The organism is Streptomyces sp. CA-179760, assembly GCF_050937045.1.
In the GTDB taxonomy this organism is placed as follows: domain Bacteria; phylum Actinomycetota; class Actinomycetes; order Streptomycetales; family Streptomycetaceae; genus Streptomyces.
The window spans coordinates 4199847-4225661 of record NZ_JBNJLZ010000001.1 but is presented as its reverse complement, the minus strand read 5'-3'; the positions used below and the strand labels follow the sequence as shown (position 1 = coordinate 4225661).

The window sequence follows — 25815 nt, the reverse complement described above, 5'->3', positions numbered from 1 at the left end:
GGTGGGTCAGCGCAGCTCCTGCGGGCAGGGCAGCCCCCGCGGGAACTGGTACGGCGCCGCCAGCCGGTACGTCCCCGCCTTCGGCGCGAGCAGCTCCGTCCACCGGACGCCCTGCTCGTCCTCCTCCGTGTCCATCAGGCAGCCGTTGACGTTGACGTACGTCTTCGGCTCGCCCTCGGGCCGGTTCCTGGACTCCTCCGTCTCCTGCGGCGGCTTCAGGCTCTTGCCCTCGGAGTCGACGACGCTCAGCCACGGCGTGTACGGGATACGGATCAGGATCCGGCCCGGCTTCTTCACCCGGAGCACCATCTCGCCCTGCTCGGCCCGCTCGACGACGGTGTTCGGCTCGGCCAGCGGGGCGGGGTCGGTGACCTTGAACAGCTGCCAGTTGGCGTCGCCCCAGACCTGCGTCAGATACGGCAGCCCGCGCTGCACCAGCGCCCGCTCCCGCACCCCGCCGTCACCGTCCGGCTCGCCCTTCGGCAGCACGACGTAGTGCACGCCCCAGCGCCGCAGCCACTCGCGGTAGTTCGCCGAGTTGAGCGTGTCGTCGTAGAAGAGGGGGTTGCGCTCCATGTCGGCCTGGCGCATCCAGCCGCGGGCCAGGTTGACGTACGGGGCGAGCGCGGCGGCCTCCCGGTGGGAGCGGGCGGGGACGACCTCCACCCGGCCCGTCTCGGCGTCGACCTCCTGCAACTCGTTGAGCAGCGGCGCCAGCTCCCGCGACCAGGACGCCGCCGGGGCGGTGTGCACGATGTCGTCGACCGTCTTGAAGCCGATCCACCCGGCGAAGGCGGCCAACGCGACCACGGCCGTGTACCACCGGCGCCCACGCGGCACCGTGTACGGCAGCGCGGCCACCAGCGCGACCCCGGCGAACAGCATCGCGAGCCGCGTGATGTTGGACCCGATCTGGGAGCTGATCAGCCACACCAGCACCACGCCCAGCCCGTACACCGCCGCCGTCAGCCGGACCGTCTTCCAGTCCTTCGGCACCAGGACGTAGGCGAGGGCCGAGAACGCGACCGGCAGGATCACCGAGCCGAATATCATCGGCTGCGTCCCCGAGAAGGGGAACAGCAGCGCGGACACGCCCACCACCGCGCTCGGCGCCAGCCCCAGCGCCCACGCGCCCGGCCGCCGCTTCTGCAGGAACAGCGCGACTGCCACCAGGCCGACGAACAGACCCGCGACCGGCGACGCCATGGTGGCCAGCGCGGCCAGCGGCGCCGCGCACAGGGCCTTCGCCCAGCGCTTGTAACGCCACCTGTACGGCCAGCAGAACACGACCGCGACCGCGCCGAGCGCGAACATCATGCCGAGGCCGAACGTCACCCGCCCGGACACCGCGTTGCAGAACAGCCCGAACACGCCCGCCATCGACGCCCACAAGGGATTGCGGACGGACCGGCTGCGGATCAGGAGCAGCGTCAGCAGCCCGGCCGACACCGTCCCCGCGATCATCATCGTCGTCCGCACGCCGAGCACCGACATCAGATACGGCGACACGACGCTGTACGACACCGGGTGCATCCCGCCGTACCAGGCGAGGTTGTACGCCGAGTCCGGGTGCCGGCCCACGAACTCCGCCCACGCGTCCTGCGCGGCGAGGTCGCCGCCACTGTTCGCGAACGTGAAGAACCAGACGACGTGGAGCACTCCGGCGAGGCCGGTGACGGACAGGACCGGGTGGCGCAGCATGCGCTCACGCAGTGTCAGTACGGCGTTCCGCAGCCGGGTGTCGCGCTCACGGCCGGTCGTGCCGTCAGCGCCGTGTGCGTCGGCGTCCCGTGGGTCAGCGCCCCGCGCGTCGGATTCCTCGGTCGCGGGCACGCCTATTCGCGGGCCGGATACCGGGCCCGGTTCGGCGTTCTCGGTGCGTGTCGGCTCCGCAGTGGCCACTGAAAGGCACTCCCCGTGTCCCGTCTTCTGTTCTCAGCTTCTGCTTCCCGGCCGCGTACCGTTCACCCTCGGTTCGCGACCGCGCCGCCGCGGACGGCGACCTGCCCCGATTCGGGACGCTAGCACGCACCCCGCCGGACGGAGCCCGGACGGGCCGTTGCGGCGGGGTGCGGTGGTGCGGGCGGGCGTCCCCGGGTCAGCTGACGCGCGTGAGCTTGTCCGCGAAGCCCGGCTCCACGAGGTCCTCCTGGAGGGCGACCGGCACCTTGACGGCGCTGCTGCTGCCGTCACCGACGGTGAGCGTGCCCACCTTCTTGCCGGCCTTGGCCGTGTGCGGCAGCTCGTCCGGGGCGAACGTCAGCTTGACGGACAGGCCCGCCCAGCCGACGGCCGTCACGTCCTCGGTGACGGCGACCGGTGTACGGCCGCCGAGACCGTCGTCGGCGTACCCGACGATGTCGCCCTTCTTCAGGATCGTCGCCGACTCCAGCGCGCCCTGCGCGGCCCGGATCAGCTTGTCGCCCTCGTGGAGCGCGGCGCCCAGGATCGTGTTGTCCGGACCGCCGGCGGGCTGGCGCACCACGGCGCCGATGACCCGGTGGGTCTCGCCGTCGACGTCCTTCCTCGCCGAGAAGACGAGGTTGCCGAGCGCCGAGGTGGTGGTGCCGGTCTTGATGCCGGTGACGTCGTTGTAGCCGACCAGGCGGTTCCAGTTGTCGTGCTTGGTGCCCTTGTAGTCGACGTACGACATCATCGTCGCGACCTCGCGGAAGGCGGGCTGCTCCATGGCGGCCCGGGCGAGCTTCACCTGGTCCACGGCCGTGGACACGGTCGTGTTGTTCAGGCCCGAGGGGTCGGTGTACGTCGAGTTCTTCATGCCGAGGTCCTTGGCGGCGTCGTTCATCTTCTGCACGAACGCCTTCTCCGACCCCGCGTCCCAGCGGGCGAGCAGTCGCGCCACGTTGTTCGCGGACGCGATCAGGATGCTCTCCAGAGCCTCCCGCTGGCTGATCTTGTCGCCCTTCGTCACATCGACGGTGGACTCCTGGCCGGCGTCGGACTGGTCCTCGGCCGCCTGGTCGATCCCGATCTTCGGCCCGTCCTCACCGCTCTTCAGCGGGTGGTCGCGCAGGATCACATAGGCGGTCATGACCTTGGCGACACTCGCGATCGGCACGGGCTTCTGCTCGCCGGACGAGCCGAACGTACCGATGCCCTGCACGTCCAGCGCGGCCTGGCCGTCGGCCGGCCAGGGGATGTCGACCTTGCCGCCCTCGAAGGTGTAGCTGTCCTTCGCGGTGAGCTGGAGCGTGGGCGCCGGCAGCGGGCGCACGTTCTGCACGACCGCGAAGACGATCACGAGCAGCAGCGCCAGCGGCGTCCAGATCTTCACCCGCCGTACGGCCGTCCGCAGCGGGGTGTCCGGGGGCGGCGGGGTGTTCGTCAGCTCGGCCAGCATGTCCAGCGGCGGCCGCGGCGGCAGAGGCTGCTGCGTGGTCCGCTCGGGGCTGACGGTGGGGACGGGGGCGGTGGCTTCCGCGGGGGCGGGTGCGGGGGGTGCGGGTGCGGCCGACGCGGCCGGCTTCCGCGTCGCCGGGGCGTCCAGCGGCTTCAGCGCGACGAACTTGCTGGTCCGCTCGGCGTCCTTCTCGGGAGCGTCCTTGCCCTTGGCCGCGTCCCCGATCTTCAGCATGGTGGTCGGCTGATCAACGGCCGGCCGGGGGCCTTGAAGACGGCGGTGGGCTGATCGACGGGGGGCTCGGCGGGACTGTCACCGTCGCCCGACTTCTGGGCCTCGCCGTCGCTGTCGCTGTCGTCATCGCCGTCGGAGGTGCGGGGGTCCTTGGGCTCGGAAGCCTTGTCGCCGGTGTCCGCCGCGCTGTCGGCCTTCGCGGATGATCCGTCGTCGTCGGCGCGCGGGTCCTTGGGCTCGGCGGTCTCGGCGTCGGCGTCGGTGTCTGCCGTGCTGTCGGTCTCCGGCTCGGCTTCGGAGTCGTCGGAGTCGTCGGAGTCGGCGGGGTCGTCGGAGGTGCGGGGGTCCTTGGGCTCGGCGGTCTCGGCGTCGGCGTCGGTGTCCGCCGTGCCGTCGGCCTTCGCGGCGCCGGCCGCGTCACTCGCCGTGCCGTCGCCCCTGGCGGACTTCGTTCCGGTCTCGGACCCGGTGGTGCCCGGCTCGCTGTCGGCGTCGGTCTCGGAGGCGTCCGCGTCCGTGCTGTCGGCGGTGGCGGAACGGTCCGCCTCGGGTTCGTCGTCCTCGTCCTGGCTCGCCTCGGCGCCCTCGGACGCCGCCTCTACGGCGTCCTGGGCCTCACGGGAGTCCGTAGGCCCGTCCTGGCTCTCGCCCACGCTCTCGGTGGCCTCCTGGCCGTCCCGGGCGTCCGCGTCGGCCTTCTCGGCCTCCTGGTCGTCCCTGGAGTCCTTCTCGGCGCGCTCGTCCCGACCCTCGGCAGCGGCGGGCTCCTTGCCCTCGTCCTCGTCCGCGTCCGCCGACGCGACCCACGCGGCCACCGCGTCCCGCAGCCGCCCGTCACCGCCCGTGGTGTCGTCACCCCGGCCGGAGCCGGAGGACTCACTGCCCTCGGCGGAGCCGGAAGCCTCCTCGGCACCCTCCGCGGAGTCCTCCGCGGGCGCCTGAGACTCATCGGCCGCCGCTTCGCCTGCGCCCGCCTCGCCCTCGGCGTCCGCGTCGCTGCCACCCTGACCGGAGTCACCCGCCGCACCCGCGTCGCCGTCTCCGTCGCCCTGCTCGGCGTCAGGCGTCGCGTCCGTGGGTCCCTTGGAGTCGGGGACGGCATCGCGCGGCGTGTCCGTCGGCTCCTCCGGGGTGCGGACGGAGAACACGCGGGTCGCCGTATCGACGCCGCCGCGTGCGGAGGACTTCTCCGTGTCCCGGGCCACCGAGAGGCGCGGATCGCGGGGGGACTCCGCGGGCGCCTCGCTCCTGGCCTCCGGAACCGGACTCGCGCTCCCCGACGTCTCTTGTGCCGACGACTCGCGCTTCTTCGACCTGTCGGGGGACTCGCCCGCCACCGATGCCTCCTCCTCGCGCCGCACTCCCCGCGTACGCGTAACGAACCGTGAACCGCCACCGTGACACCGCTCCCCCGGCGCTGTCCGAACCATGTACCAGTGTCCTGTGTGGGGACCGAACCCATCCGGTAGACGAGAACGACATACCTACTGGTTCCACTACGAACCGGTCACGCACCCTCGACAGACCAATGTGAGAGGGGTCACCCTGTCTTTCATCCACGCGGGGAGGCATGGATGGGCAGGAGCCGCAGAACAATTCCGGAGGAGCTTCTGCTGCTGGCATTGGACCCGACCACGGGTACCACTGCACAGCCGCAGTCGCTCGACCTCGGTCTGGCCGGAGCACAGCTAGTAGAGCTGGCGCTGGCCGGACGGATAGCCCCAGACGGGGATCGTATCGCCGTGGTGGCACCACGGCCGACTGGAGATCCAACACTGGACTGCGCATTGGAGTTGCTGCGAAGGCGTGGCGCTCCCGTGCGGGCCGTCCACTGGATCGGCGGGCCGCGACTGGGGCTCCGCCAGACCTACCTCTCGCATCTGGAGCGGTGCGGCATGGTGCATGCCGTGGCCGGCCAGATGTGCGGAGTGCTGCCGACGACTCGCTACCAGGCGACGGACACCGAGATCAGCCGGGAGATCAGGGCCAGGCTGGATTCAGCGATCCGCACCGGCGTACCGCCGGACCCGCGGACCGCCGCGCTCGCCGCACTGGCACACGCGGTCGGCCTCGGCAAGCACCTGTATCCGGGGAACGAGGGACGTTCGTCCCGGTCCCGGCTGCGGGACCTGATCAGGCACGACCCCATGGGCGGTCTCGTCGCGCACGCCGTGATGGACGTCCAGAACGGCGCGGCCGCGCAGCCGCGCCGCAACCCGGCACCGCCCGGCCGCCAGGCCGCCGGCGGAGCCAGGTCCGCACCGGAACCCGCCCGCGGTGTTCCGATGCAGCCGCACCGCGCGAGCATGGCCCGCGTCCCGGCCCACTGAGCCGCGCCGCACCACGAGCACCAGGCCGCACCCACGACCCGGTCACGGGAGCCGCTGTCCGAGCGGGGCGGGGAGAGCACACACTCTCCCCGCCCCGCTCGGCGTGCCTGTCCGAACTGGCGTGTACCCGTCGCATATCCACCGTTTCCCAGCGGTAGGAAGCACCTTGGTGGCAGTCTGCTCAACAGCAGATACGCAAAGTAGAGGCACGCAGCCGGAGGTGCACGTCCCGTGGCGTCCAATGTCAATCCCACCGTCAGGCGGCGCCGGCTGGGCCAGGAGCTCCGCAGGCTCCGCGAGCTCAAGGGCATGACGGCCGAAGAAGTCGCCGAGCGGCTGCTGGTTTCACAGTCGAAGATCAGCAGACTGGAGAACGGCCGGCGCAGCATCAGCCAGCGCGACGTGCGCGATCTGTGCGGTGTCTACGAGGTGGAGGACCAGCGCATCGTCGACTCGCTGATGCAGATGGCCAAGGACTCCCGGCAGCAGGGCTGGTGGCACGCCTTCGGGGACATCCCCTACAGCGTCTACATCGGCCTGGAGACGGACGCCGAATCGCTCAGGGTCTACGAACCGCAGATCGTCACCGGCCTGTTGCAGACGCGCGCGTACGCCGAGGCCATCATCCGGGGCGGCTCGCCCGAGGCGTCCGACGCGGACAACGACAAGCGCGTCGAGGTCCGGCTGCGCCGGCAGGGACGTATCACCGCCGACACGGACCCGCTGCGGCTGTGGGTGGTCCTGGACGAGGCGTCCCTGCACCGGATCGTCGGGAGCCGCCCGGTGATGCGCGAGCAGCTGGAGCACCTCGTCGAGATGTCCCAGCTGCCCCACATCACCGTGCAGGTCCTGCCGTTCGAGGTCGGCGCGCACGCCGGCATCAACGGCCAGTACTCGATCCTGGAGTTCGCCGACGCGGCCGACTCGAGCGTGGTGTACATCGAGGGCGTCACCAGCGACCTGTACCTGGAGAAGCCGCTCGACGTGCAGAAGTACACGGTGATGTACGAGCATCTGCGCGCCCAGTCGCTGAACGTGGACCAGTCGCGGCAGCTCATCGAGCGTATGGCGAAGGATTACGCGCGCTGATCCGCCGTCGGGCGAGCGCCTTCAGACGGGCAAAGTGCGGGATGCTACACCTCTGACACGCCTGACTGGAAGTCTCCCCTGGAATATGCCATCCAGTCGAGTGAATGGCTGCTCCGAACGAGGATGTTGGCGAGTAGCGTCGATCACGCCACCCACCAGCACGGGTTGGCGTAAACGCAACTGGCTACGGAGCGAACATGGCAATTCGTCTGGGCGCCACGGAAACGTGGACGACGTCCTCCTACACCAACAACAACGGCGCGTGCGTGATGGTCAGGTCGACCGTCGACGAGGCCCTGGAGCTCGGGGACACCAAGGTCCCCGAGGGCCCCAAGCTGGCGTTCCCCGCCGACGCGTGGAGCGCGTTCGTGACCTCGGTCAAGGCCTGACCTCGCGAACGACAACAGCACAAGCACCACCGACAGAGCCCTCTCGACCAGCATCGCCGTCCTTGCCGAGAGGGCTCCGCTCGTGCCCGGAGTTCTCCGAGGGGGGCGGTCAGCTCACCGGGAACGCCACGTCACACACCGGATCCTCCGCCCCCGTCGCCTCCCAGTCGGCGAAGTACACCTCCCGGCACGGGCCCGCCTGCTCCAGGCCCTCCCGGGTGATCCACTCCTCCACCGCCTCGAAGGCCGCCATGATCTGCGGGTGGGCCACCTGCGCCTTGGTGATCCGGGTGTAGGCCAGCCGCTGGGCGGGCTGCACCCGCACCTTCGTCCCCCAGCTCCGGCCGTGCTTCTCGACCCACGCCCGGGCCGCCGCCTCGTCGGCCACGGGCACACAGGACTCGGCGGGGCCGTCGCTCTCCATCGACACCTCGGAGTGGTAGACGACGAACGGCGCCGCCGTGACGCCGCCGCACTCCCGGGCCGCCGACTCCAGCCGGCCCAGCGACGCCCCGATCCACGCGGGCAGCTCGCCCGCCAGCACATGCCGCGTCTCGGTGATCACCACCTGTGCGGGCACGTCCACCGTCTCGACCGCGAACTTCTCGTACATTTCGGAGCTCCTCCCCGACAGTCGTCCACGGAGGTACTCGGCGAGCGTCCGCTGCCCCGCGACCCGTGCCTCGACATCCGCCCAGTACGTGCCGAGCAGCGCCGCCGCCGTGGGCCCGTCGCCCGCCGCGACCACCTCGGCGATCCGGGCGAGCGGCATGTCCAGCTGCCGCAGCATCGCCACGAGCCGGGCCCGTTCGACCTGGCCGGCACGGTAGTAGCGGTAGCCGGTGGCCTCGTCGACGTGCGCCGGGGCCAGCAGCCCCAGCCGGTCGTACCGCCGCAGGGCCTTGGCCGAGAGCCGGGCGCGCGCGGCGAACGCCCCGATGGTGAGCAGTTCCTGGTCCGGTACGTCCACCACGGCATCCTCCGTCACCGGGCGGCTCTTCCGCCCGGTGACGAGGACACTCGGGCCTGCCCCAGGGGCAAGGTCAACGGGCCGGGTCCGAGGCAGGTGGCGCCCCTCAGACCAGCTGGGCCTCCACCGCCGTCACGACCTCGTCCGACTCCGGCTCGGTCTGCGGCGAGAAGCGGGCGACGACCTGGCCGTCCCGGCCGATGAGGAACTTCTCGAAGTTCCAGCGGATGTCACCGCTGTGCCCCTCGGCGTCGGCGAAGCCGGTCAGGCGGTCGTACAGCGGGTGCCGGTTGTCGCCGTTGACCTCGACCTTCTCGGTCAGCGGGAAGGACACGCCGTACGTCGCCGAGCAGAACTCGGCGATCTCCTCGGCGCTGCCGGGCTCCTGTCCGAGGAACTGGTTGCAGGGCACGCCGAGGACGGTGAAGCCGCGCTGCGCGTACTGCTCCTGGAGCTTCTCGAGGCCCGTGTACTGGGGGGTCAGGCCGCATTTGGAGGCGACGTTCACCACGAGCACGGCCTTGCCCGTGTACTGGGACAGGTCGGCGGAACCGCCCTGCAGTGCACCGATCTCGACGTCGAGGGGAGAGGAACCGTTGGTAGTCGTCATGAGCGGATGCTAGCTCCGGCGGGTGTCGGCCCGGTTGCCGGCCTCCACCGCGTCCATCAGGACCTGCCCCGCCGCCGTCCGCGAATACAGCACCGACCGGCCCGCCCGCCGCCGTTCCACCAGCCCGGCGTCCAGCAGCACCCGCAGGTGCCGCCCCACCGAGCCGAGCCCCTGCCCGGTCACGGCGACCAGCTGGCTGGTGCTCAAGGGGGAGCCGAGCCGGACCAGCACACCGGCGCGGGCGGTGCCGAGCAGCGCGCCCAGACTCGCGGGCACGGCCCTGCCGCCGGGGTCGGCGAGTGCGCCCGCGCACGCGTAGACCACCGCGTACCGGTCGGGCTCCTCCCAGGACACCCAGCCGGTCTTCGGGGTGACCGGCACGAACAGCAGCTCGGCGCCCGAGATCTCGCGGGGCGGGTACTCGTGCAGGTTCACCTGGAGCCGGTTGTCGCCCAGCCACCGGGTCCGGCCCGGTCGCAGCGTGTCCAGCGCCGCCGCCCAGCCGCCCCGGCTCACCTGCGCGGTCCGGGCGACCACGTCCGCCTCCAGCACCCGCCGGCGCCGGTCCCAGTCCGGTCGTACGGTCTCGGTCCAGACGTAGGACAGCAGGCCGGCCGCCCGCTCGGGCAGGTCGTCCCGGTCCAGGGCCGCGGGAAGCGGGCCGGCCAGGGAGATCCGCAGGTTGGCACGGGCCTCGTCAGGACGGGCCGCCCGCACCCGTGCCACTCCTTCCTCGAAGGTCTCCCCGCTCCTCGGGGTGGGCGTGAGGAAGTCGGCGATCCAGGACCGGCCCAGTCCGGCGCGGACGAGGAGCGCGGTCACGGGGTCGGCGGCCAGTCGCGCCCGGTAGCCGGGCAGATGGTCGCGCAGCCAGGCCTGTTCGCCGGGGTGCGCGGGTGCGCCCCGGTGCAGCAGCTGGACGCAGGCGAAGGTCTCGGCGAGCGGGGAGAGCACGAACCGGCTCCCGGCCAGGGTGTCGGCGTTGACCTGCCACCAGCCCATGCGCACCCCCGATGTTTCGCACCTGCGCGAAACAATAACCGCGCCGTGCGGGGCGCCGGAGACTCCGTGCATGCGCAGCTACCGCGAACTGTTCCGCACCCCGGAGTTCACTCCACTCTTCCTCGCCTCGTCGGCCAACGTCATGGCCCAGACGATCGGCGGGCTGGCCCTGGGCATCCTGGTGTTCCGGGCGACGGAGTCTCCCCTGCTGTCGGCGCTGAGCATGTTCGGGCCCTCGCTGACCCAGGTGCTCGGGGCGACGTTCCTGCTGTCGGGCGCCGACCGCCTGCCCCCGCGGTCCACCCTGACCGGAATCTCCCTCCTCTTCGCCTCCGCCACGGCCGTTCTCGCCCTGCCCGCGCTGCCTGTCTGGGCCGTCTTCGTCGTTCTCCTCGGCCAAGGCCTGGTCGCCTCGCTCGGCGGGGGAGTGCGCTGGGGGCTGGTGAACGAGATCCTCTCCAAGGACGGCTTCATGCTGGGGCGTTCCGTCTTCAACATGATGGCCGGGATCGTTCAGGTCCTCGGATACGCCACCGGAGGCGTCCTGGTGGCGGTCCTCTCACCACGGGTGAGTCTGCTGCTCTCGGCGGCGCTCTACGTCGTGGCGGCGGCCGTGATCCACCTGTGCCTGACCCCGCGCCCGCCCCGTGCGTCCGGCCGCCCCTCGGTCGCGGCGACCTGGCGCGCCAACGCGCTGCTGTGGTCGTCCGCGCCCCGCCGCCAGGTCTATCTGGCCCTCTGGATCCCCAACGGCCTGATCGTCGGCTGCGAATCCCTCTACGTCTCCTACGCCCCCGAGTCCGCGGGCACCCTGTTCGCCTGTGCCGCGCTGGGCATGCTGGCCGGGGACGTGCTGGTGGGCCGCCTGGTCCCGCCGCGGCTGCGCCCCCGCCTCGGCTTCCCGCTCCTGCTGCTCCTGGCCGTCCCGTACCTGCCGTTCCTCCTGCACCCTCGGCTCCCGCTCGCGGCCGCCGCGGTCACGCTGGCCTCCGTCGGCTTCGGCGCGAGCCTCGTGCAGCAGGGGCGTCTGATGGCCCTGACCCCCGACGACCTGACGGGCCATGCCCTGGGCCTGCACTCGGCGGGCATGCTCACGATGCAGGGCGTGGCCGCGGCGCTCGCGGGCTCCGTGGCCCAACTGACCTCTCCGGCCGTGGCGATGACGGCGATGGCCACGGTGTCGACGGGAGTGACGCTGTCCCTGGTGGCGGCGGGGAGGCGCGAGGAGCGGGCGGTGCCGGCCCTGGCCCGGGAGTCGTGACCGCCGCCGAACGGCCGTCGCGCATCCTGCTACTCGACGCCGAACTCCCGCTCCGCCTCCACGAACACCTCGGGAACCGCGTTGTCGGCCACGACCCGCGACAGCAGCACGGCCAGCCGTTCCCGCTCCACCCCGTTGAGCCCGGAGGGCAGGGCTTCCATCCGGCGTACGGTCTCGGCGTAGAACCGCCTGGCGAGCGAGGCGCCTTCCTCCGTCAGCCCCACCCGCACGGCCCGGCCGTCCCGAGGATCCGCCTCCCGCCGTACCAGGCCGCGGCGAACCGTCCGGTCCACCAGCCCGGTCAGGCTCGACTTCGCCAGCCCGAGCGTCTCCCCGAGCTCCCCCATCCCGTACGGCTGCGGCATCAGCACGCAGAGCAGTTGTCCCTGCTGGGGCGTCAGTCCGTACGCCCGGCTGGCCTCCGCGTAGACACCGTCCACCAGGAACGCCGCCCGCACCAGCGCGGCGACGACACCCACCTGCCCGCCTGCCCCGTTCCCCATCGGGTCAGGGTACCGAGCGGTAGGACCGGCCTCGGGCGGGTCGGTGGAGTACCGGTCACTCCTCGTCCGGTGCCTCGCCTTCGATGAGCCGTTCCGCGATGTCGTCGGCCCACTCCTGCGCCCAGCGGCGCAGCCCGGCGACGGCGGAGACCTCCAGACCATGGACGGTGAACGCCCGGTCGTCGATCCAGTCCGTGCCGGTCAGCCGGGCCTGGAGGTCGGTGAGGTCGAAGGTGTCGGGAGCGTGACGACGGCCGAGCTCCTCGAGTTCGGGGTGGCTCCAGCGGGCCGAGGCGGCGTGTACGTCGACCAGGTCGCGGGCGAGTCCGCGGTCGGCCAGGTCCCGCACCCGGGTGCCGACGAGGTCGTCGAGGGAGAGCGCGGGCCCGAGCTCCGTCGGCACGGGCGGGCGCCACAGCACCTCCTTGTGGACGCCGACGTCGTACTCCTCCTCGGTCGCCGCGTCCGTGACGAGGAACTGGGCGGACAGCGGCTCGGTCTCCCGCGTCTGCACGAGCCAGCCGCGCGCCACCAGCCCGGCCCGGACGGCATCGGCGATGGCCTCCATCCCGGCGGGGTCCTCGGTCGCCACGTCCACATCCGGCCCGGCCCGCTCCACCAGCCCGTGCGCCAGCACCGCGTACCCGCCCGCGAGGACGAGCGAGTACTCCTCACCGACCGCCAGAAGATCCCCGACGAGACGGCTGAGCGGCTCGGGGACGGGTGGTGGGGTGATCATTCCCTGATTATCGTCCGGGGGCTGCGGGCGGCTGAGGTGATGGGCCCGGACGGGGGAACGCCCCGTGCTTTTCAGGGGCGCGGGGCTGTGCTCGATATGCGGCTCCGCCGCGTGGTCGCGACCAGGCACAGCGGCGCGGCACTCGACCACGCACCGGCTACCGCTTGCGCCCCACGCCGCAGTACGCGTCCACGGCCGTGTCGACGTCGACCCCGCCGGACGGCTCGGGCCGCCACTCCGTCACCGGCACCACCCCCGGCCTCACCAACTCCAGCCCGTCGAAGAATCCGGCGATCTCGGCAACCGGCCGGACGTAGTACGGCACCGCCCCACTCGAGTTGTACGCCTCCGACGCCGCGATCATGCCCTCGCTCGTGGCCGTACTGTCGCTGATCACCAGGTGGCTGCCGGCCGGCAAACCGGCCATCAGCCGTCGCACCAGCTCCCGCGCCTGCCCGTAGTCGGCGACATGCCCCAGCGTGTTGAGGATCATCAGCCCGACCGGCCGCGACAGATCGAGCGTGCCCGCCGCGGCCTCCAGGACCGCCTCGGGGTCGTACAGGTCGGCGTCCAGATACGCGGTCGCGCCCTCGGGCGTGCTCGTGAGCAGCGCGTTGGCGTGGGCCAGCACGATGGGGTCGTTGTCGACGTACACGATCCGGGCGTCCGGTGCGACGCGCTGGGCGACCTCATGAGTGTTGTCGGCGGTCGGCAACCCGGTGCCTATGTCCAGGAACTGCCGGACGCCCTGCTCCTCGGCCAGATGCCGGACGGCCCGTCCCAGGAAGCGACGGCTCGTGACCGCGACGTCGACCAGTCCCGGAAAGATCGACTTGATCTGGTCGCCGATCTCGCGGTCGACCTCGTAGTTGTCCTTGCCGCCGACGAAGTAGTTCCAGAAGCGGGCGGAGTGCGGCTTGGAGGTGTCGATACGGGCACGCAGGCTGTCGTCGAGCACGGCGGGACCTCCTGAGGGTGGGGAAGGGGGACCGGTTCACCAACCTAGGCGAATCTCCTGGCCGGACAGTGAGGTTGTCCGCTCCCCGCCACTCACCACCATGCCGTTTCGGCCACCCGGCCTGGCCGGGTCACACGCCGCGCGGCGAGACCCCGCCCAGACGCCCGGCTCCGCCCTCGCCGCCCCCGTGCCCACGCGTCGCGAGCCACACGCCCCGTCCCACGGCCCACAGCAGCAGTCCGGCGGCGACCGGCGTACCGAAGATGATCAGCATCCCGGCCCCGATGTTGGCCCCGACCACCCCCGCGGTCAGAACCCTCCACCCCAGACCGGCCATGAGCCCCACGACCACGAGCGGCCCGAGCACCCCCCACCACCGCCGGTCCAGCGCCCCACCCCGCGCCGCCCGTACGAGCACCGCGGCCCCGGCCCCCGCCAGCACCAGCGCGAGCCCACCGACAACCGCCGCGACACCGTCCCCGATCCCCCACGGCTGATAGGCGTAGTCGAGCTCACTCGCCGGCAGCCCGTCATGGTCCTGCTGCCCCATCAGTCCCCAAGCGGCGACAGGCACCCCGAGAACGAGTGCGGTCCCGGCCGTGAGCATTCCCCGATTCTTCATACGCCCAGGCTCGCGGGGGCGGGGCGGGTCCGTCATGAGCACGCGTACTCAAGTACGTGGGCCTGGCTGCGGGGAGGCGCGATGGCCCGGGCCCGCCATCGCGCCGTTCCTGAAAGGCCCTCAGCCGGGGGCCACCGCTCGACCCGTCTGCGGGGAGATCATCCCCGCGCACAGGCCCCGGGCAGCCAGGCCTTGGGCGATGCGGGGGACGGCCGCGAGGGTGTTGGCGGACCAGTCGTGCATGAGGATGATCTGGCCGTTGGTGAGGCGGGCGGCGGCCTGGACGATCGCGTCGGGGCTTGCGCCGTTCCAGTCCTGGGAGTCGACCTGCCAGATGATCTCGGTCAGGCCGTGCCGGGCCGCGATCGACTTCACCGTCGCGTTGGTCTCGCCGTAGGGCGGGCGGAACAGTCTCGGGGTGCCGCCTCCCGCGGCCGCGACGGCCTGCTGGGTGCGGGAGATCTCCGAGTCGATCTGTGACTGGCTGAGCCGGGTCAGATGCGGGTGGGTGTAGCTGTGGTTGCCCACCCACATGCCGGCGGACACCTGGGCCCGGACCAGGGACGGGTTGGCGGCCGCGTACTGGCCCTGGTTGAACATCGTGGCCCGCAGTCCGTTCTGCCGGAGCGCGGCGATCAGTCTTGTCGTGTTGCCGGAGGGGCCGTCGTCGAAGGTGAGTCCGACGTAGCCGTTGCAGGCGGCGGCCTGCGCCGGGGCGGTGGTGACGGTGAACGCGGCTGCTGCCGTCAGGAGGGCGGTGAGCAGCGCGACGCGCGCTGTGGCTGCCATCGTCAGCGCACCGTGATGCTGGAGCTGCCGCTGCTCCGGTAACCCTCGGTCGCCATGATCATGTAGTACTTGAAGTTGCCCAGGGGCATCCCGGCCCGGGCCCAGGCGTCGAAGTGGTTGCCCGTGGTGATCGTGCCGCCCGTGCGCTTCGACTGGCGCACGCTCCAGTACTGGTCGAAGGTCTTGGTGCCCTCGACGGAGGGGGCGTTGTAGCGCGTGGTCTTGTAGATGTCGTACGTGCCGCCGTCGCTGGTGACGGTGCCCTTGTACGTTCCGGTGGGCCGGTACGTGCCCCAGTTGTCGACGATGTAGTACTCGATCAGCGGGTTCGCCGTCCAGCCGTAGAGGGTCAGATACGAGTTGCCGGACGGGTTGAACGTGCCGGAGTAGGTCACGCTGCGGCGGGCGCCGGTGGCCCAGCCCTTGCCGGCGACGAAGTTGCCGGTGTTCCGCCATGACGTGCTGTAACTGCCGCCGGCGGACAGGTTCATGGAGACCGTGCCCTGGCTGTCGGTCCAGAACGAGTAGTAGTAGCCGTCGTGGGTGCCGGTCTGGTTCCTCGTGACGACCGTGTCGGCGTGGGCGGTGCCCGGCAGGGCCAGGGTGGCCGCCGCGACCAGCAGCATCGTGCAGACACCGCTGATGAGCAGCCGTAAGCGGCTGGGTGCGTTGCTCATGGGCGTGCTTCCTCCATCGTCCTCGTGGGGTGGACGGGGGTGCTCTGTCATCGGGGAGTGTTGGCCGGACCCTGTCAACTGTCAATGGTTTCGGTGGTTGTTGCGAAAGATTCGTCGAAGGGCGGAGGAGGGGTGTGGTGTGTATCCGCTGTTCGAGGCCGGGTTGGGCCTGGGGTGGGTCCGAGATGGTGGGGGGTGGAGTGGTGTCCCGGCCGGAGTTGAGGATTCCGCTACTCGAATCTTTCGAACAATTTCCGGATCATCGTCCGGGCCGCCAGCCTGCGCCCCCGGTACTGCGCCCCGGTACTGAGCCCCGCCGGCCCACGTATCCTCCGCGCATGACGACCACGCCGCCGGTCCCGTCCGCCACGGACGCCGAGTGTCTCGCGCTCACCCGTACCCTGCGGCGCCGTGGCACCCTCGTACTCGCCGTGTTCGCCCTTGTGTGGGCCGTCGCGGCGGCCTCGGGGGCCGGTTCGGCGACGGACCCCGCCCCGCTGGGCATCGAGGTCGGGGGCGTGCTGCTCACCGTGGTGGCGCTCTGTCTGGGCTACCGCAAGGGTGCCGCGCCCTCGCCCCGGACGGTGAGCTTGCCGGCGAACTGGACGCGGGGCGTCGGCATCGTCAACACCATCGAGCTGGTGGCCGTGTTCGCCGTCATCGCCGTGTCCAACGCCGCCGGCCGGCCCGAGGTCATCCCGGCGGGCATCGCCCTCGTCGTGGGACTGCACTTCTTCCCGCTCGCCCGCCTGTACGACCAGTGGCAGTACCGGTGGACGGCGGCGCTGCTGAGCGCCGTCGCGGTCGCCGGCCTCGTCCTCGTCGCGGCGGGCTTCGCCGGCGAGACCGTACGGATCGTGGTCGGCCTGGGCAGCGCGGTCGTGCTGTGGGGTTCGGCGTACCACGTGGCCGTACGGGGCTGAACCCGATCCCGCCCGGCCGTCGGCTTGGGGGGGGTGTTCCCCACCCGCGAGCGGTGGCTCGCCGGATGGGCGACGGCATGCGCTTGCGGTGATCGTGTACGGACGGGTCTCCCGCTCGCGGGGCGACCACTCGACGATCACGAGGGGGAACAGTGAAGCGTCCTACGGAGCACGCTCTCGCGCGACGTACTCTGCTGGCCGGAACGGCGGCAGCGCTCGGCGCGGGAACGGCGTGGGGTACCGCGGGGACGGCCGCCGCCGGTGGGCGCGGCGGGCCTCTGGGGCAAGGACCGTCGGGGCAAGGACCGGTGGACGCCGCAGTGGCGCGCCTGGAGGACGGGCTGATCCGTCTCAGGCGGGACCTCCACCGGAATCCCGAGCTGCCGGGGGAGGAGCGTCGTACCGCCGGCGTGGTCGCCCGGGAACTGCGGGCGGCCGGGCTGGCCGTCACCACCGGAGTGGGCGGTCACGGCGTGGTCGGCGTCCTGCGCGGCGCGCGTCCCGGCCGGACGGTCGCGTACCGGGCGGACATGGACGCGGTACCGCCCAAGGACATCATCGGGGGCGGCCGGGCCGCGGCCCACCTCTGCGGGCACGACATCCACACGACCGTGGCCCTCGGCGTCGCGAAGGTCCTGGCGCGGCTGCGGCGGCACCTGAGCGGCACGGTGGTGTTCCTCTTCCAGCCCGCCGAGGAGAGCCTCTCCGGAGCCCGCGCCATGATCGAGGCGGGCGTGCTGGAGCGCACCCGCGTCGAGGAGATCCACGCGCTGCACTGCGGGCCCTTCCCCGTGGGCCGGTTCGCGGTGACCCCGGGCTTTGGAATGCCGGGTCAGGACAAGGCGGAGGTGACCCTCCAGGGCCCGGACGCACCGGACGCCGCGCGGCGACTGGCCGCCGGGATCGGCGCGCTCGCCACGGTGACGCCCCCGCAGACACCCGCGGACATCGAGCGGATGGTCGCCGACGCCCAGACCCCCGACGGCCCGCTGGCCCGCTTCGTGGCCCTCCGGGCGTCGGCACAGGAGACCAAAGTGACCGTCTCCTACCGCTGTTGGCCGCAGGAGCGGTACACGGAGGTACGCGAGGACATCCGCCGACTGGCCGAGTCCTACCCCGGGACCGAAGTCCGTTTCCCCGCCGAGCCGTTCCCCGCCCTGCTCTGCCCGGAACCCGACGCCCGCGCTCTCGCCCAGCACCTGCGCCACCGGCTGGGCCGCGACGCGGTCGCCGAACTCCATGCCGCTTTCCCGCCCTTCAGCGGCGAGGACTACGCCCTCTACCTGGACCGCGTCCCCGGCACCTACACCTTCCTCGGCGTCCACACCCCGGGCACCCCCATCACCGCCGGCTACCCCCACTTCCCCGACTTCGCCCCGGACGAGCGGGCCATCGGCACCGGGGTACGGGCGATGGCGGGGTGGCTGGCGGACCGGGCCCGTTGAGATCCGCACCGACCGTCAGGGCTGCGTCCCCGCGACCTTGACGCCGAAGCCGATCAGGACGACTCCGGTCATCCGGTCCATGGCCCGGCGCACGGCGAGCCGTTCGAAGAAGGCGCGGGCCCTGGACAGCAGCGCCACATAGCCACTGAGCCAGACGACGGTGAGCCCCGCGTGCAGCAGGACCAGAAGTGCCATACCGGCGTGGGGAGACGGACCGGTGGGAGCGAGCGTCGGCAGCAGGCCGGTGTAGAAGACGGCGATCTTGGGGTTGAAGACGTTGCTGATCAGCCCCGTCCGCCAGGGATTACCGGCCGGCGCCGCCGCTCCCCCTTGCTCACGGGCCCGCTTCTTCCGGCTGCCGAGCAGCGACTGGACCCCGAGGACGACGAGATACGCGGCCCCGACCAGCTTGACCACGGTGTAGGCCGTGGCGGACGACGCCAGGACGGCCGCCAGCCCGACCACCGTGAGCAAGCCCCAGACGAGCAGTCCGGCCGTGATACCGCCGATTGTTCGCAGCCCGTCCCGCCGGCCGCAGGCCACCGCCCGCTTCGTCACGACCGCCATGTCCGGCCCGGGAACCATCGTCAGGACGGCGAGCACGCCGACCGCCGCGAGCAGCTGTACGAACATGCCGCCCATCGTCGCACCCGCATGCGAACGGCCGATCCTGTGGCCGCCCCGGCGTTCACACGGTCCGGGACCCGCCGGGCAGCTCCAGCACGGAGCCGTCATGCAGCGTGATGCCTGTCGCCGCGAAGTCGACGGCCTCGGCTCCCGACTTGCCGGTCCCGGGATTGCGGGCGTACCGCGGATGCGCACCCCCGCTGAGCTGCCAGCGGATCCGGTGCCCGGCCGGGAAACGGTAGGCGGTGGAGCTCATCGGCACGGTGACCTCCGAGGGCTCTTCCCCCACCGCCTCCACCCGGGCCAGTCCGTCACACACGTTGGTGGAGCGGCCCTGCGCGTCCACATCGCACAGGCGGCTGAAGACATCGGCGTACCCGGTGTCAGTGGAGACGCTCAGCCGGGCGCAGACCGGACCGAGGACATCCACGGCCTCGGCCAGTGGCGGGCTGGTGAACGTCAGCACGTCCTCCCGGTTCTCCAGGGCACCGTTGTCGCGGGCACCGGCAGTCCGGGACAGCAGCTGACCTCCGATGGACGGCGTCGGACCGGCCGGGTCGTAGCGCAGGGACGCCACGGGCGCGGACCCCGTACCGCCGGTGGGAGCCGTAAAAGCTCGCCGGCCGAGACGCCCGTCCGCAGCCGGAACCCAGGAGGTGGTGACGGGGGAGGAGGAGGGCGACGGCCAGTCGTCGAGGTCCCGCCATGCCTCCTGGCCACCGACGTGCACGCGTACCCGCGTCGGACGCAGCCCGGAGGCATCCCCGCACAGGTGCGCACGCAGCCACGCGAGGCTCTCGGCGAAGACCTCGGGCCAGCCCTGCTGCATGGCGGAGGTATGGGTCCAGGGACCGACCAGCAGGGCGGTGTCGCATCCGGCCGCACGCAGCCGGGCGTACTGCTCGAAGGTCTGGTCGGCCAGGGCGTCGTGCCACCCGGAGACCAGACTCGTCGGGACGCTCAGCCTCTCGGCCGCCCGCGCCAGGGACGCGCCGTCCCAGTACGGGGCGTCGGCGTCCGGGTGCGTCATCACGTCGTCCAGCCACGGCACGTCCCCGAGAGCAGTGGTGTACGCCCCGCGCAGCGGCCGCGCGGTGACGATGTCGCGCATACGGCGCTGCAGCCGCAGCGTCGCCTTGGCGACGGGCATGATCCCCTGGTGCTGGTACGTCATGCCCAGGCCCACGAGCAGGGCGTTCTCCAGCCGCAGGGCACCGTCCGCGTAGAACAGGGCGTACGGGTCGTGCAGCCCGACCTGCACCACCATCGCCTTCAGCTCCGGCGGCGGGTCCAGGGCGAGGGCCCACTGCACATACCCCAGGTAGCTGGGGCCGATCGTCCCCAGCGTCCCGTCGAACCAGGGCTGTTCGCGCAGCCACGCCACAGTGGCCTGGCCGTCGGCGGCCTCGTTGCGCCACAGATCGAACACCCCGCCCGAGCCGCCGGTGCCGCGGCAGCTCTGCAGGACCACATGGAAGCCCTGCTCGGCGAAGAGCATGCCGTACTGCGGCGACCAGGGCAGCCCCCTGCCGTACGGCGAGCGCACCAGGAGGGTGGGGAAATCGCCGCCCGTGTCCGTACGGGGGAAGTAGTGGTCCGTGACCAGCGGACTCCCGTCGGCGGCCGGCACCTCCACCCCCGGCTCCCACCCGACGTCGTACCGCTTCTCCGGAAGCCCGCGCCAGATCGCCCTCATCATCCGCGAGGACAGCGGCAACTTCCGGGCGGACGGCGTCCAGGCCGGCTGTGCCGCGGGGTCGTGGGTGCGTGAAGCCATGGTCGGTTCCCCCTCCTCGATTTTCCGTACGTTGTACGAGAATAGAGGATGCTTGGATGACGACGACAGCGGCCCTCGGTGAACAGGAGTGCGGAGACCGTGACGCGTGAGGACGGCACCGGCAGCCCGGGCCGCGACCCGCAACAGCTGTGGCTGAACCACCAGCAGCCCCGAACCGAGGCCCAGCCCCGGCCCGAGGCCCAGCCCCGGCCCGAGGCCCAGACCAGGGCCCGCAGAGGCCGCAGGCCTGCCTTCAGCCGGGAAGCGATCACGACGGCCGCGGTGGCCCTGGCGGACGCCGAGGGCCTCGAAGCGGTCACCATGCGGCGCGTCGCCGCCCAGGTCGGCGCCGGAGTCATGTCGCTCTACAGCTACGCCCCCGACAAGGACACGCTGCTGGAGCTGATGATCGACCACGTCAGCGGCGAACTGCCCGTCTCGGCCGCCCTCACCGGCGACTGGCGCACCGACCTGAAGACCATCGCCCACCTCCAGCGGTCCAACATGCTGCGCCACCCCTGGCTGCCCGCCGCTCTCTCCACCCGCCGCAGCCTCGGCCCCAACACCCTGGCCTTCCTGGAACACGCCCTGGCCGCCCTGCGCCCCACGGGCCTGGACGGCGCGGCCAAGCTGGAGATCTTCGCCCAGCTCACGGCCTTCGTCGCCGGACACGTCACCCACGAACTCACCCAGGCGGCGGCCGCCGGCTCCCCCGACCGGGCCGCGGCCGAGGCCCGCTACCTCGCGACCGTCGCCGCGGACGGCCATCACCCGGAGCTCGCCGAAGCCCTCGCGGCCCCCGCCCGCCCCCTGACCCCCGAAGCCACCTTCACCCGCTTCCTCAACCGCTTGATCGACGGCCTCGGCACGGACTGAACCCGAATGGGGGCGGCCTCCGGCAGCCCCGACACCTCGCCGCCATCCTCTGGGCGCATGACCCATCCCCCGCACGGCGGGGGCGACTCGGCCCCCCCGGGCCGATCCTCGGCGGCCCCCGCGACTGCGACGCTCGTGACCGAAACCCGGCCGGCCACCAGCCCACCCGAACCGAGGACCGCGCATGCAGCCGCTCCCGCACGCCGAGAACCCGACAGCGCCCAGCCCGGGGCGACTCCGCGCCGCATGGCAGGCGGCCCACCAGCCCACTGCCGGAGTCCCTCGCCACATACAACTACTCGCCTACGCCGTACCGTTGACCGTCCTGCCCTCCGGCATCTGGCGTCTGCCGGCCGTACTCGACGACGGAATCGGCCCCGGCGAGCAGGCGTACATCGTCTTCCTGTCGGTCCTCTCCGAAGCCCTCGCGTTCACGGCGATCGGCCTGATCGCCCGCTGGGGCGAGGTCTTCCCACGCTGGATACCGCTCCTCGGGGGCCGCCGAGTGCCGATGAGGGCAACGGTCATCACGTCAGCCATCGCAGCCACCGTCCTCACGCTCGGTACCGCCCTGATCCTCGTCACCCAGATCCTGGGCACCACGATCCGCGGCGACGCCCTGCCCGCCAACTACCCCGGCGAGGCGGGCGGCTGGGAGACGGCCTGGTTCTACGCCTGCTACGCGCCCCTGATCCTCTGGGGCCCACTGCTGGCCGTACTGACCCTCGCGTACGGGAAGCGCCGTCTAGGGGGCGCCCCCCGATCAGCGGGCGCATGATGAAGGCATGACCGACCGCGACGACTTCCTGGCGTGGGTCAGGACCGCCCTGTACGAGGCGGAGCGCGCGCTGCACAACGGCGATGCGGCCCCCCGCCGGGCCCTCTGGTCACGCGACGAGCCCGTGAGCGTCATGGGGCATGGCATGACGCCTACGGCCGGCGGGAACTGGACAGGCTCTTCGACACCCTCGCGAAGAGCTTCTCCGACTGCACGTCGTACGAGTTCGAACTGCGGGCGTACGACGTGTCCGGAGACATGGCCTACACCGTCGGCCTCGAACACACCTCCGCCTCCGTCGACGGAGAGCCGCGCACCTACACCTTGCGCGCCACCCAGACGTACCGCCGCGAGGGCGGCGAGTGGAGGGTGGCCCACCGTCACGCAGACCGAGTCACCTGACCGCCCAGGATGTCCGATCCCGCACATGGCGCCAAAATGGGCGTTGTCGAGCCACGCATGCCGGATCGGAGACGCGCATGACGGATCTCAAGTTTGAGCAGAAGCGCTCGCTGACACGCCTCGAGGCGGCCGACCAGCTCACGGCACTGGCAGCCGCCCTGCGCGAAGGCGGCGACACCGAGCTGGACCTCAGCTCCGGAACACTGAGCCTCCGCATTCCCGACGACCTCCAGAGCGAGATGGAGGTCGAGATCGACAACGGGGAGATCGAGCTGGAAATCGAACTCAAGTGGCCCACCACCCCGAAGCGGAAGCCTCCCGCCACGGCGGCGCGGGCCACGACGGGCGCGAGCAGGACCAGGACCAAGGCCAAGGCCAAGAACACGAAGCGGTCGGCCACGAAGAAGCCCTGAGACGACGGAAGATGAGACGACGGAAGGTGAGCCGACGGGAGGTGAGCCGACGGAAGGTGAGACGGCGCCCGAGTCGGACATTCAGCCCATCCGGGGGCCCTCCCCGGGGCCGACCACTCGGGCGACCACGGGGGTGACCACAGGGGCGGCCTCCTGCCGCGGGGGCGAGTCGCCGTAGCGGGCGGCGATCGCGATGGCGCGGTTGCGCAGGGCGGTGCGCAACGACTGCGGGGCCAGGGCTTCCGCGTCCGTGCTGAACTGCCACAGCGCCCATTCGGCGTGTCGTGAATCCTGGAAGGTCACCTCCAGCCGCAGCCAGCCGTCCGTGTCGGGCTCCTCCGCGCGCACGGCCAGCGCGGTGTCCAGCAGCTCCTCCCGCCGCGCCGGGTTCACCCGGACCAGTACGGAGATGTGGTCGCCGCCGGAGAGGAACCGCGCGGAGCGTTCCCGCCAGATCCGGTCCAGATCGACCCGGTTCGGTCGCTCTGCCGTCTCAGGGAGCTCCTCGGCGGCCAGCACCCGCGACAGCCGGTAGGTGCGGTCCGTGCCGGCTCTCGTGGCCAGCAGATAACCCCGGTCGCGCACGGTGACCAGGCCGATCGGGTCCACCGTGCGCCACCGTGGTGTCTGGCCCGTGGCCACGTAGTGGATGCGCAGCTTGTGCCCGGCGAGCACCGCGCGCCGGACCTCGGCCATCGTGGTGTCGGGTACCTCATCGGTGGCCGGCCGGCGCGCGAGCAGGTCGGTCTCCGGATCGACGAGAAAGCGCTGGGCCGCGTCGCTCGCGGTGGCCCGGTGGTTCTCGGGCAGCGCGTCGACCACCTTCCGCATGGCCGAGGCGAGCGCCGAGCCGAGGCCGAATGCCTGCTCGCCGCGCGTCGATCCGGCGGCCAGCAAGGCAAGTGCCTCGTCGTGGTTCAGCCCGGTGAGCTCGGTCCGGAAGCCGGGCAGCAGCGAGAATCCGCCGTGCCGCCCACGCTCGGCGTAGACCGGGACGCCGGCCGCGGACAGCGCCTCGATGTCGCGCAGCACCGTGCGGGTGGACACCTCCAGCTCGCGGGCCAGTGTGTCCGCGGTCAGCCGCCCGCGCTGACGCAGCAGGAGCACCAGTGAGACCAACCGGTCGGCACGCATATGAGCACGCTAACGGAATACATGACCAAGGGTGTCATGATTTGTTGGGAGGCTCCTCTCACGACATCAAAGCCGGTGGCCACCGAACCGATGCGCGTACGTACTCCCCATCGATCGAATGGAGCTGACGTGGCAATGGAACGTACGGCGGTCAACCCGGTGACGTGGTCCGTGGAGATGGGATTCAACCAGGGCGAGATCGTCTCCGGGCACACCCGGACCCTGTACATCTCGGGACAGACCGCGATGAGCGCCGACGGCAAGCCCGAGCACGACGGCGACATGGCGGCGCAGTTGGCCCTGAGCATCGACAACGTGGAGGCCGTGCTCGGCGAGGCCGGCATGTCTCTCACGAACCTCGTCCGGCTCAACGTCTATACGACCGACGTCGATCTCCTCCTCCAGCACTACGGCGTGCTGGCAGCACGGCTGAGCACCGCCGCGGTGGCACCGACCACCACGATGCTCGGAGTGGCACGGCTGGCGATCCCCGGCCAGCTGATCGAACTCGAGGGAACCGCCGTCGCGTGAGCCGGGCGGCCGCGGCCCGACCTGAGCCGGACAGGTGGGGCGACCCGGTCGAGCGCGTCACGGAGGGCCAACGGACCCCTCCCGCTCGCCCCGCTCGGTCGGTCACGCGAGGAACAGGCGCTTGATCTCGACGTGTCGGCTTCAGGCTGGTGATGCTCTCACTGGGCCTTGGGCCCTCGTCCCCACGACCATGCCTGCTCGGAACCAGGCCTCCCCCTCCAAGCAGCGGCACGCGTGTGGCACGCGTGTGGCACGCGTGTGGCGCGCACCTGAAAGCCAACGAAGGGCCGGCCCGGGAGGGAACCCCTCCTGAGCCGGCCCTTCCGGCTGTGCCCCGGCAGGATTCGAACCTGCGACACCCGCTCCAGCCCGACCGCCGCCAAGACCCTCGAGCACCTCATGCCGGCGGACAGGACGCTCAAGCCGGTGCGGCCCCGCGAAACGTGAGGCCGGGGCATTGCCCCCTCATGCCCAGAGGCGCGGCACGTGGTCCACCCATGCCAGGTCGGCCGTCGCGACGAGCGACTGGCCGGCCACGGTCGCGGGGGTCACACCGGTGAACGCCACGACGTCCCGGTGCAAATGCGACTGGTCGGCATAGCCGCAGTCGGCCGCGACCCTGGCCGCTTCCTGGCCGCCGGCCAGGCGGGTGGCGGCCCAGTCGAAACGGACGAGCTTCACGGCGCGCTTGGGCGGCAGGCCGAGCTGCGCGTGGAAGCGGGACCACAGGCGCTTGCGGCTCCAGCCCAGCTCGTCGGCCAGCCCCTCGACCCGCACCTGGCCGTGCCCGGCGACGATACGGTCCCAGGCCCAGGCCAGCTCGGGCTCGATGGCGGGCCCCGCGGCGGACAGCCGGGCGAGGAACGCTTCGACGAGCGCGAAGCGTTCCTCCCACGAGGCGCCCTGGGCCAGCCGCTCGCGCAGCCGGGCTGCCCGCCGCTCTCCCCACAGGTCGTCCAGGGCCACCACGGAGCCCTCCAGCTCAGCGGGGCCCACGCCCAGCACGGAGCGCGCGATGGCGGGGGACAGGCGCACCTGCATCCACTCGACGTTCGCCGCCCGCACCCGCGCCGCACCGCCGGCGCCGAACCCGAGCCCGGTGACGAGGCTGCCGCGGTGCTGCCGCCCCGTCGACTCGTCGATGCCGAGCGCCGCCTCGCCACAGGCCAGCGCCAGCGTCAGCACGGGGTGCGGGTCGAGCCGGTGGTCTACCGGAGCCGGGCCGCAGGCGCGCAGCCCCGCCAGGACGACGCCGGGTACGCGGCCGGGCCGGGCCGGGCGCGTGACCTCCCACACCGGGGCAACGACGCGCCGGCGCATGGCAGTTGGCATGCGTCCATGCTACGGGCCCGCCCGGACGGAACATTTCTTCAAT

At 71.8% G+C, this 25815-nt stretch carries 25 protein-coding genes and 1 pseudogene; 11 read left to right on the top strand and 15 right to left on the bottom strand.

All coding sequences use genetic code 11. The features are described 5' to 3' along the window. Window positions 1–6: 6 nt before the first annotated feature. Complete coding sequence (locus tag ACQEV8_RS18815; protein WP_432961692.1) at window positions 7–1902, bottom strand: MFS transporter; 1896 nt, start codon at window positions 1900–1902, stop codon at window positions 7–9. Window positions 1903–2098: 196 nt separating this feature from the next. Beyond that, window positions 2099–4932: pseudogene (locus ACQEV8_RS18810) on the bottom strand (D-alanyl-D-alanine carboxypeptidase). A gap of 237 nt (window positions 4933–5169) precedes the next feature. Between ACQEV8_RS18810 and ACQEV8_RS18805 the strand changes: the two are divergent. The 3 genes from ACQEV8_RS18805 to ACQEV8_RS18795 all read left to right on the top strand — a co-directional run bounded on the left by ACQEV8_RS18805 (window position 5170) and on the right by ACQEV8_RS18795 (window position 7403). Next, window positions 5170–5925: a GOLPH3/VPS74 family protein gene (locus ACQEV8_RS18805; RefSeq protein WP_432961690.1), complete on the top strand. Its 756-nt coding sequence runs from the start codon at window positions 5170–5172 to the stop codon at window positions 5923–5925. A gap of 231 nt (window positions 5926–6156) precedes the next feature. Continuing rightward, window positions 6157–7014, top strand: a complete 858-nt coding sequence (locus ACQEV8_RS18800) for a helix-turn-helix domain-containing protein (RefSeq protein ID WP_432961688.1) — start codon at window positions 6157–6159, stop codon at window positions 7012–7014. A 197-nt stretch (window positions 7015–7211) separates the two neighbouring features. Then, a complete protein-coding gene (locus ACQEV8_RS18795; protein ID WP_432961687.1) occupies window positions 7212–7403 on the top strand; it encodes a DUF397 domain-containing protein in 192 nt (63 codons plus the stop codon). Between the two features lie 109 nt (window positions 7404–7512). Here the strand turns inward: ACQEV8_RS18795 and ACQEV8_RS18790 are convergent, their stop codons facing one another. The 3 genes from ACQEV8_RS18790 to ACQEV8_RS18780 all read right to left on the bottom strand — a co-directional run bounded on the left by ACQEV8_RS18790 (window position 7513) and on the right by ACQEV8_RS18780 (window position 9985). Then, window positions 7513–8391 carry a MerR family transcriptional regulator gene (locus ACQEV8_RS18790; protein WP_432961685.1) on the bottom strand — a complete coding sequence of 293 codons (879 nt, stop codon included), beginning with the start codon at window positions 8389–8391 and terminating at the stop codon, window positions 7513–7515. Between the two features lie 88 nt (window positions 8392–8479). Then, the gene (locus ACQEV8_RS18785; protein WP_432961683.1) at window positions 8480–8983 is read right to left on the bottom strand and encodes a glutathione peroxidase; all 504 of its coding nucleotides are present in this window, start codon (window positions 8981–8983) and stop codon (window positions 8480–8482) included. A gap of 9 nt (window positions 8984–8992) precedes the next feature. Then, window positions 8993–9985 carry an ArsR family transcriptional regulator gene (locus ACQEV8_RS18780; RefSeq protein ID WP_432961681.1) on the bottom strand — a complete coding sequence of 331 codons (993 nt, stop codon included), beginning with the start codon at window positions 9983–9985 and terminating at the stop codon, window positions 8993–8995. A 70-nt stretch (window positions 9986–10055) separates the two neighbouring features. On the opposite strand from ACQEV8_RS18780, the gene ACQEV8_RS18775 reads away from it, so the two are divergent. After that, a complete protein-coding gene (locus tag ACQEV8_RS18775; protein WP_432961679.1) occupies window positions 10056–11246 on the top strand; it encodes an MFS transporter in 1191 nt (396 codons plus the stop codon). A 29-nt stretch (window positions 11247–11275) separates the two neighbouring features. Here the strand turns inward: ACQEV8_RS18775 and ACQEV8_RS18770 are convergent, their stop codons facing one another. The 6 genes from ACQEV8_RS18770 to ACQEV8_RS18745 form a co-directional block, all read right to left on the bottom strand. After that, window positions 11276–11749, bottom strand: a complete 474-nt coding sequence (locus tag ACQEV8_RS18770; protein WP_432961677.1) for a MarR family winged helix-turn-helix transcriptional regulator — start codon at window positions 11747–11749, stop codon at window positions 11276–11278. 55 nt (window positions 11750–11804) lie between these two features. Then, entirely contained in the window at window positions 11805–12488 is a 684-nt protein-coding gene (locus tag ACQEV8_RS18765; protein ID WP_432961675.1) for a nucleotidyl transferase AbiEii/AbiGii toxin family protein, read from the bottom strand. 157 nt (window positions 12489–12645) lie between these two features. Then, on the bottom strand, window positions 12646–13446 hold the full coding sequence (locus tag ACQEV8_RS18760; RefSeq protein WP_432961673.1) for an SAM-dependent methyltransferase: 801 nt from the start codon (window positions 13444–13446) through the stop codon (window positions 12646–12648). Window positions 13447–13576: 130 nt separating this feature from the next. Continuing rightward, window positions 13577–14068, bottom strand: a complete 492-nt coding sequence (locus ACQEV8_RS18755) for a hypothetical protein (protein ID WP_432961671.1) — start codon at window positions 14066–14068, stop codon at window positions 13577–13579. Between the two features lie 120 nt (window positions 14069–14188). Then, window positions 14189–14857: a polysaccharide deacetylase family protein gene (locus tag ACQEV8_RS18750; RefSeq protein ID WP_432961669.1), complete on the bottom strand. Its 669-nt coding sequence runs from the start codon at window positions 14855–14857 to the stop codon at window positions 14189–14191. A 2-nt stretch (window positions 14858–14859) separates the two neighbouring features. Next, the gene (locus ACQEV8_RS18745; RefSeq protein ID WP_432961667.1) at window positions 14860–15534 is read right to left on the bottom strand and encodes a glycoside hydrolase family 11 protein; all 675 of its coding nucleotides are present in this window, start codon (window positions 15532–15534) and stop codon (window positions 14860–14862) included. Between the two features lie 338 nt (window positions 15535–15872). Between ACQEV8_RS18745 and ACQEV8_RS18740 the strand changes: the two genes are divergently transcribed. Both ACQEV8_RS18740 and ACQEV8_RS18735 read left to right on the top strand, forming a co-directional pair. Continuing rightward, window positions 15873–16457 (top strand): DUF7010 family protein, encoded by a 585-nt coding sequence (locus tag ACQEV8_RS18740; protein WP_432961665.1) that lies wholly within the window; start codon window positions 15873–15875, stop codon window positions 16455–16457. Between the two features lie 308 nt (window positions 16458–16765). After that, window positions 16766–17902, top strand: a complete 1137-nt coding sequence (locus ACQEV8_RS18735; protein WP_432961663.1) for a M20 metallopeptidase family protein — start codon at window positions 16766–16768, stop codon at window positions 17900–17902. 15 nt (window positions 17903–17917) lie between these two features. On the opposite strand, the gene ACQEV8_RS18730 is transcribed toward ACQEV8_RS18735, so the two are convergent. Together ACQEV8_RS18730 and ACQEV8_RS18725 are read right to left on the bottom strand one after the other, a co-directional pair. Beyond that, window positions 17918–18535, bottom strand: a complete 618-nt coding sequence (locus ACQEV8_RS18730; protein WP_432961661.1) for a LysE family translocator — start codon at window positions 18533–18535, stop codon at window positions 17918–17920. 55 nt (window positions 18536–18590) lie between these two features. Next, the gene (locus ACQEV8_RS18725; RefSeq protein WP_432961659.1) at window positions 18591–20306 is read right to left on the bottom strand and encodes a CocE/NonD family hydrolase; all 1716 of its coding nucleotides are present in this window, start codon (window positions 20304–20306) and stop codon (window positions 18591–18593) included. 99 nt (window positions 20307–20405) lie between these two features. Here ACQEV8_RS18725 and ACQEV8_RS18720 point away from each other — a divergent pair, with 99 nt between their 5' ends. The 4 genes from ACQEV8_RS18720 (at window position 20406) to ACQEV8_RS18705 (ending at window position 22775) form a co-directional block, all read left to right on the top strand. Next, the gene (locus tag ACQEV8_RS18720) at window positions 20406–21182 is read left to right on the top strand and encodes a TetR/AcrR family transcriptional regulator (protein WP_432961657.1); all 777 of its coding nucleotides are present in this window, start codon (window positions 20406–20408) and stop codon (window positions 21180–21182) included. Window positions 21183–21366: 184 nt separating this feature from the next. After that, window positions 21367–21960 carry a hypothetical protein gene (locus ACQEV8_RS18715; RefSeq protein WP_432961655.1) on the top strand — a complete coding sequence of 198 codons (594 nt, stop codon included), beginning with the start codon at window positions 21367–21369 and terminating at the stop codon, window positions 21958–21960. 33 nt (window positions 21961–21993) lie between these two features. Then, window positions 21994–22362 carry a nuclear transport factor 2 family protein gene (locus ACQEV8_RS18710; protein ID WP_432961653.1) on the top strand — a complete coding sequence of 123 codons (369 nt, stop codon included), beginning with the start codon at window positions 21994–21996 and terminating at the stop codon, window positions 22360–22362. Between the two features lie 77 nt (window positions 22363–22439). After that, a complete protein-coding gene (locus ACQEV8_RS18705; RefSeq protein WP_432961651.1) occupies window positions 22440–22775 on the top strand; it encodes an amphi-Trp domain-containing protein in 336 nt (111 codons plus the stop codon). A gap of 81 nt (window positions 22776–22856) precedes the next feature. On the opposite strand, the gene ACQEV8_RS18700 is transcribed toward ACQEV8_RS18705, so the two are convergent. Continuing rightward, the gene (locus tag ACQEV8_RS18700) at window positions 22857–23909 is read right to left on the bottom strand and encodes a helix-turn-helix transcriptional regulator (protein WP_432961649.1); all 1053 of its coding nucleotides are present in this window, start codon (window positions 23907–23909) and stop codon (window positions 22857–22859) included. A gap of 135 nt (window positions 23910–24044) precedes the next feature. Between ACQEV8_RS18700 and ACQEV8_RS18695 the strand changes: the two genes are divergently transcribed. Further along, window positions 24045–24440 (top strand): RidA family protein, encoded by a 396-nt coding sequence (locus ACQEV8_RS18695; RefSeq protein WP_432972791.1) that lies wholly within the window; start codon window positions 24045–24047, stop codon window positions 24438–24440. Between the two features lie 465 nt (window positions 24441–24905). Here ACQEV8_RS18695 and ACQEV8_RS18690 read toward each other — a convergent pair whose 3' ends face one another. After that, on the bottom strand, window positions 24906–25772 hold the full coding sequence (locus ACQEV8_RS18690; protein WP_432961647.1) for a helix-turn-helix domain-containing protein: 867 nt from the start codon (window positions 25770–25772) through the stop codon (window positions 24906–24908). Between the last annotated feature and the right edge of the window lie 43 nt (window positions 25773–25815).